Genomic DNA, 5,606 nt, shown 5'->3' with positions numbered 1-5,606 from the left:
ATCACCAAGGGCAGATGGAATGGTACGAATCTCAGTCAGCCGCAATTGACGCAGTAGATCTATTTATAGCTAGCTACGAGCATGGGATTTGGAACGATAAAACATCATATCTGAGCTTGGGTCATGCTGATGGCGAAACTGTAGACAGCGAGCTATTCAACAGTCATGACTATACCAGTTCGCTAATGCGTTCGGAGATCGGTAGTATCTTTAGCATTAATATTTTTATCAAAACTAAAGAAGACTGGATTTTCAAATATGGCTCAGATTTACTCCAGCAGTCATTGAAAGCTGGCTATGAATGTAATGATGGCTATTTAGCCGAGCGATTAGCCTGTGACTATCCTGGCTTTACAATTAACGATCGAAACTATCCCAGAGTAGATACTCCCGATCGCCGATGTCTTCATGCCTGCGCAAACTACGCTCGCGCACACTGTTCTGCAAACGGAGAAAATTACTATATCACGATCGATGATTATTTAGGAAAACATCAATTAATTAAACTCATAGATTCCTCTCTGGAAATAGCCATAGTAGCATGTCCGATCGGCGCGATCGATGATAAAGAAGATTGGATTTTTGAGTATGGCTCAAACTTACTTCAGCAGTCGTTCATAGCTGGATATGTCTGTAACGATCGATATCTCCAAGAAAGAGTTGACCGCGACTATCCTGGCTTTAAAATCAATCCTGAAAAATACAAACAGGTCGATAGTCCTAGCGAAACTTGTCTGTATGCCTGCTTGGGCTATGAAAATGCTTACTGCTCGTCGTCAAACGATCGAGATTATTATATGACGATCGATGGCTTCTTAGGGAAATACCAACTAATCAAATTAATCGATGCACCTACTCCACAAAGATCGTATCTAAATTTTCCTGTTAGAGCAGCAAATAGTTTGGTTGGACTCAGGAGTATAAAATTGAAAAATTCAATCAACGCGATCGCTAGCGATCTTACTATCCAACTAGATTCAGTCCAATTTATTTCTGTTTGTACTATCTCTGGGACTTTGATGTATGTGACGATCGAATATCTTCCTAAAATTTTCCAAGCGATCTTTAGTAATATTCGATAACTCTCGATCGTCATAGATTTGAATTGATCGCAGGTTCTAGCACCGTCAAAAATCGCGATCGAGTCTCGATTTTAGCTTAATGCTATCGGCACTTGGCTTCAAGTAAACAAGCACGATCCGAGTCGCCAATTTCAATTTGAATGGTGGTATGTTCGATGCCAAAACGATCGTGTAACTCTTGGCAAATCTGTGCCAAGAACTCATCGCCTGGATGTCCTGCTGGCGTCACGAGGTGCGCCGTCAGCGCAGTCTCTACCGTACTCATACTCCAAATATGGAGATCGTGAACCTCCGCTACACCCGGACGCTCGGATAGATAAACGCGCACCGCACGCTCGTCAATGTTGTTGGGCACTCCATCAATCGCCAGCCGAAATGAATCTTTTAGCAATTCCCACGTACTGAGAACAATGAAACAGCCGATAATTAGGCTCAGTAACGGATCGAGCCACAACCAGTGAGTCAATAGCATCCCCACTCCTGCCAAGACGACACCAATGGAAACTAGTGCATCTGCCGCCATGTGTTGAAATGCGGCACGGATATTCAGATCGCCTTTGCGCCCCGATAAAAACATTAAGGCTGTGCCAGTCTTAATCGCCACCCCAACAGCCGCAACACCAATCACGATCGCACCATTAACTTCACCAGGATTGACTAAGCGTTGGATTGCTTCCCAAATAATACCGCCAGTGGCAATCAGCAGCAAGACAGCATTGAGAAAAGCGGCAAGTACCGATGACTTACGCCAGCCATAAGTGTAGCCAGCGGAAGCTTGACGACGGGCGACTATAGTCGAAGTCCATGCCAGCAGTAATCCTAAAACATCACTGAGATTATGCCCTGCATCTGCCATCAGCGCGACTGAATTAGCCTGCCATCCAAAGACAAATTCTGTCAGCACAAAACCACTATTGAGGATCGTTCCCACCACAAAAGCTCGATTGTAGTTAGCAGGTGCGTGATGATGATGATGCCCATCGAGATCGTGATGGCTATGTGAGTGCTGATGGGGCATTTTGGCAAGATCCTCAAAATTAGCAGGTGGGCAAACAGGAATATTTCAACATCATCATTCAAACATCATTGAGTTACTTTGTGTTATTACTACACCTCTAATTAAATCGGATCTGGGTGGTTAGCTAAGTGTTGCTGTATCTTCATATCATAACAAGCGACATCCCCAAGAAATGGCGCGTCGGGAAATCGGGGAATTCATTACTTATTTGGCAGCAGAATGTAATATTGTTACCTCAACCCAAAATCGATCGGAACGCTCGATTCTGTTGCCAGATCGAACCGATGTCGGCGATCGTCACAGATGAAAAATCGTCGCCTCCTACCACTTGGCAAGGTATCCTAATTACGCACAGTCGCGATCGATCTAACTACGCTCAAACACTTCCAGATCGAAACACTGCCAATGCCTCTTCTAAATGGTTGAAAAAGCGATTTGCGCCGATTAAATCCGTCAGCTCATCGCGATCGAATTGTCTCCTTACTTCTGGTGGAAGACCAGAAATAATTAAAGCGACATGCTGCATAGACAACTCATTTACAACATCCCGAATTGTCAAAGCGGCAGAGTAGTCAATTCCCGAAATCGACCTGGCTTCGAGAATCAACCATTTGACTGGTGGATTAGCATTTTTGACTAAACTTAGTACTTGTTCCGAAAAGAAAGTGGCATTGGCATAGAATAAATCGCGACTGAATCGATAAATAATTAAACCCGATTCAGAGCTATTGCCTGGGCGAGCGGGAATCGCTTGCCACATTCTATTTTCATCGGGAATAATAATCGCTGAATAAGGTCGATAACTATGCCGTACGTGTAAGATCAGAGATAACATTACTGCGGCGATAATTCCTTCTTTAACGCCGATAAATACCACCGTTACTGCGGTAACGATTGCTAGATAAAATTCTTCGCGATGGGTTTTGAAGATCGATCGCAATCCCTGAATATCGATTAAGCGTAGCCCGATCGAGAACACAATTGCTGCTAAAACTGGATTGGGTAAATAACTAATCGGTTTAGCGAGGAAGAGGATGACGATGAGGACGACAGCAACTGTAGACAGTTGCGCTACTTGGCTGCGTCCGCCGGCAGTATCGACAATTTCCGTTTTGGTCGGGCTACCATTGACGACAAATGTACCCGTCAATCCCGCTGCGAGATTGGCTGCCGCTAAACCTTCGAGATCGATATTGGCATTAAAATTGTCACTGTAACGAAAGGCGTAGGCGCGAGCAGTGGCAGCACTTTGAGCGATAATCACAATACAACAGGAAAGGGCAATCCCCACAACTTGGGGAATTTCAGCGAGTGTAACTGCGGGCAAACCCCAAGATGGCAAACCGCCCGGAACGTTACCAACGACAGATATGCCATAACTGGCAAAGTCAAACTGCCAACTGGCAAAGATCGCTACCAATACTGCCAGCAATGCGCCAGGGAATTTGGGGATAAATCGATCGAATAATTGAATCGTCATCAACACGGCGATCGAAATACCGATGGCTAAGGGGTTCGCGTGGGGCAATCCGGCGATCGCGGTGAGGATCTGTCGTACGGGTTGATGTCCGCCACCTTGGAGATCTAACAACCCAGGCAATTGACCGATTGCCACTTGAATGCCGACACCCGTCAAGAACCCAATCAAGACAGTCCGCGAGAGAAAGTCAGCCAAGAAACCGAGCCGAAACAGCCGTGCTAATAGCAGCAATCCCGCCACGAGGATGGCGACTAGCTGGGCTAGAGCTAAATAATGTGGATCTTCCGGCGGTACCAATCCCAATAGCCCTGCTGCCAAAATTGCTGCCGTTGCCGAGTCGGCAGCGACGACGAGATGGCGCGAAGAACCGAAGATCGCAAAGACGATCGCGGGTAGCAGGAGTGTATATAAGCCTGTCGCGATCGGCGTACCCGAAATCTTGGTGTAGCCCATCACTTCCGGGATGCCGATGGCCGCCAGGACAATGCCCCCAATCAGATCGTTGCCAATATTCGCACGGTTTAGCGGTAAAATCCCCTGAAACCAGCGAGAGGGCGGTTTGAATGGTTGCCGACCGATCTTTTCTATCGAATTTTTCATGTATTTCCAGTCGATATCCTCTACTAAACTCATTCCTAAATTACATTAATCTGCCTTACACAACCGATCGCTTAATTGTCAATAATCTCGCTTGGTTCGATCGGCATCAGCACTACAAAATTGGCGATCGCTGGCTGAGAGACTGGCGGAGCTAGCCGGATTGGAAATGGCGCGATCGATCGATTCAAATTGTTCGCGCACCCCAGATTTGAAACCGGATCGGTATGCTAGCGACGTTCACATTAATTAATAGCAAAAGCGATCGAGCTGTTACCTCAACATTTGGGAGGATTTTCAAGACAATCCGGCCCGAGCAGAGCGATGTCGATCGGTGCTGAAGGCGGTGACAGTTGGCGAGTTGCGCTGAGCAAAGATTTACAAGTACCCGTGGGTTGCCCGATCGACTCTCGTGTTTCCCCAATCCCAACCCAACCTTAATATTAGTCAAGTATGCTGTTACAGGTATCCATCTGACAGGGCACCTGCTGTTGCTAAGCTGAAAGGTGCTCGATCGGTGGCAGCTAACTTGTAGATCCTTGGAGTCAGCTCATGGCATCTTATCGGGATATTATTGGGTATTTTCGCGGCTACGGCAAGATCGCGACCATCAGCATTGCCGCATCGAGTCTCTTCGAGGTTATAGATTTAACCGTACCCTATGCGATCGGTCAAATTCTCAATGTCCTCTCCAAACAACCGCTCGATGAGCCGTTGGCAGCACTCACGCAGGCGATCGCGACTAGATTCAATCTGCCAGCATCAACCGATCTATCGCTGGCTGTGCTGCTGGCAATCGTGTTTGTCGTATCCGTCGTGCGCGCACCGATTCAGCCCTGGATTGGCAGTTGGTTCCACTGGGCGATCCCGCTGCGAGCACGGCGCGATCGTGCCGATCTGACGATCCAAAAAATTCTTACCTTACCCCTATCTTTTTATGATGAAAACAACCCCGGTCGGATTGCCGGACGGGTCGCACGCGGGTTAACCAACCACACTTGGACTTATCCAGAAATTGCCGGACAGTTGATTCCGAAATTAGTCAGAATCTTCGGCATTTTTATCGTAATTTGTGTACTGGAGTGGCGGATTGGGATCGTTTTCTTGCTCTCGTTTACAGCTATTTTAGGCTTTAGTCTCAAAGGATTGCGCTATATTATCAAACGCGAGGCACTCCTGGATCGCTATATGGAGAATACCGAAAGCCGCACCTCCGAAATTATTACCAATATCAAAACCGTCAAAGCCTTCGCCGCCGAACCTTACGAACTCGATCGACAGCGGCAACGCTTAGACCGAGAGTTAACGGTCGTACTCTACCGGATTCATAAGAGTTACGTCCGCTTGAATATGTGGCAGCGCACAGTCGTTCAAAGCTGCATCTTTGGCGTACTGGTGATGACCCTACTCGCCACCCTGCGCGGCGAAC

At 47.1% G+C, this 5,606-nt stretch carries 4 protein-coding genes and 2 pseudogenes; 3 read left to right on the top strand and 3 right to left on the bottom strand.

Annotated features, from left to right (window positions below; translation table 11 throughout):
• Positions 1-1,082 (top strand): annotated as a pseudogene (locus tag RMO84_RS04085) (hypothetical protein); the annotation flags it as partial.
• An 82-nt stretch (positions 1,083-1,164) separates the two neighbouring features.
• Here RMO84_RS04085 and RMO84_RS04080 read toward each other — a convergent pair.
• Complete coding sequence (locus RMO84_RS04080; protein ID WP_310487201.1) at positions 1,165-2,100, bottom strand: cation diffusion facilitator family transporter; 936 nt, start codon at positions 2,098-2,100, stop codon at positions 1,165-1,167.
• A gap of 154 nt (positions 2,101-2,254) precedes the next feature.
• On the opposite strand from RMO84_RS04080, the pseudogene RMO84_RS04075 reads away from it, so the two are divergent.
• Positions 2,255-2,407 (top strand): annotated as a pseudogene (locus RMO84_RS04075) (integron integrase); the annotation flags it as partial.
• Positions 2,408-2,476: 69 nt separating this feature from the next.
• Here RMO84_RS04075 and RMO84_RS04070 read toward each other — a convergent pair.
• Positions 2,477-4,180, bottom strand: a complete 1,704-nt coding sequence (locus RMO84_RS04070) for a SulP family inorganic anion transporter (RefSeq protein WP_310487199.1) — start codon at positions 4,178-4,180, stop codon at positions 2,477-2,479.
• A 78-nt stretch (positions 4,181-4,258) separates the two neighbouring features.
• Positions 4,259-4,381: a hypothetical protein gene (locus tag RMO84_RS04065; RefSeq protein WP_310487198.1), complete on the bottom strand. Its 123-nt coding sequence runs from the start codon at positions 4,379-4,381 to the stop codon at positions 4,259-4,261.
• Positions 4,382-4,729: 348 nt separating this feature from the next.
• On the opposite strand from RMO84_RS04065, the gene RMO84_RS04060 reads away from it, so the two are divergent.
• On the top strand, positions 4,730-5,606 hold an 877-nt coding region (locus tag RMO84_RS04060; protein WP_310487196.1), incomplete at its 3' end, for an ABC transporter transmembrane domain-containing protein.

Source organism: Chamaesiphon sp. VAR_69_metabat_338, from assembly GCF_031423935.1.
Classification (GTDB): domain Bacteria; phylum Cyanobacteriota; class Cyanobacteriia; order Cyanobacteriales; family Chamaesiphonaceae; genus Chamaesiphon.
This window is presented reverse-complemented; position numbering and strand designations above follow the sequence as displayed.

What these genes read in the sequence shown, in the direction of transcription:
- RMO84_RS04080 (WP_310487201.1), bottom strand. Translation starts at nt 2,100, where the DNA reads ATGCCCCATCAGCACTCACATAGCCATCACGATCTCGATGGGCATCAT.
- RMO84_RS04070 (WP_310487199.1), bottom strand. Translation starts at nt 4,180, where the DNA reads ATGAAAAATTCGATAGAAAAGATCGGTCGGCAACCATTCAAACCGCCC.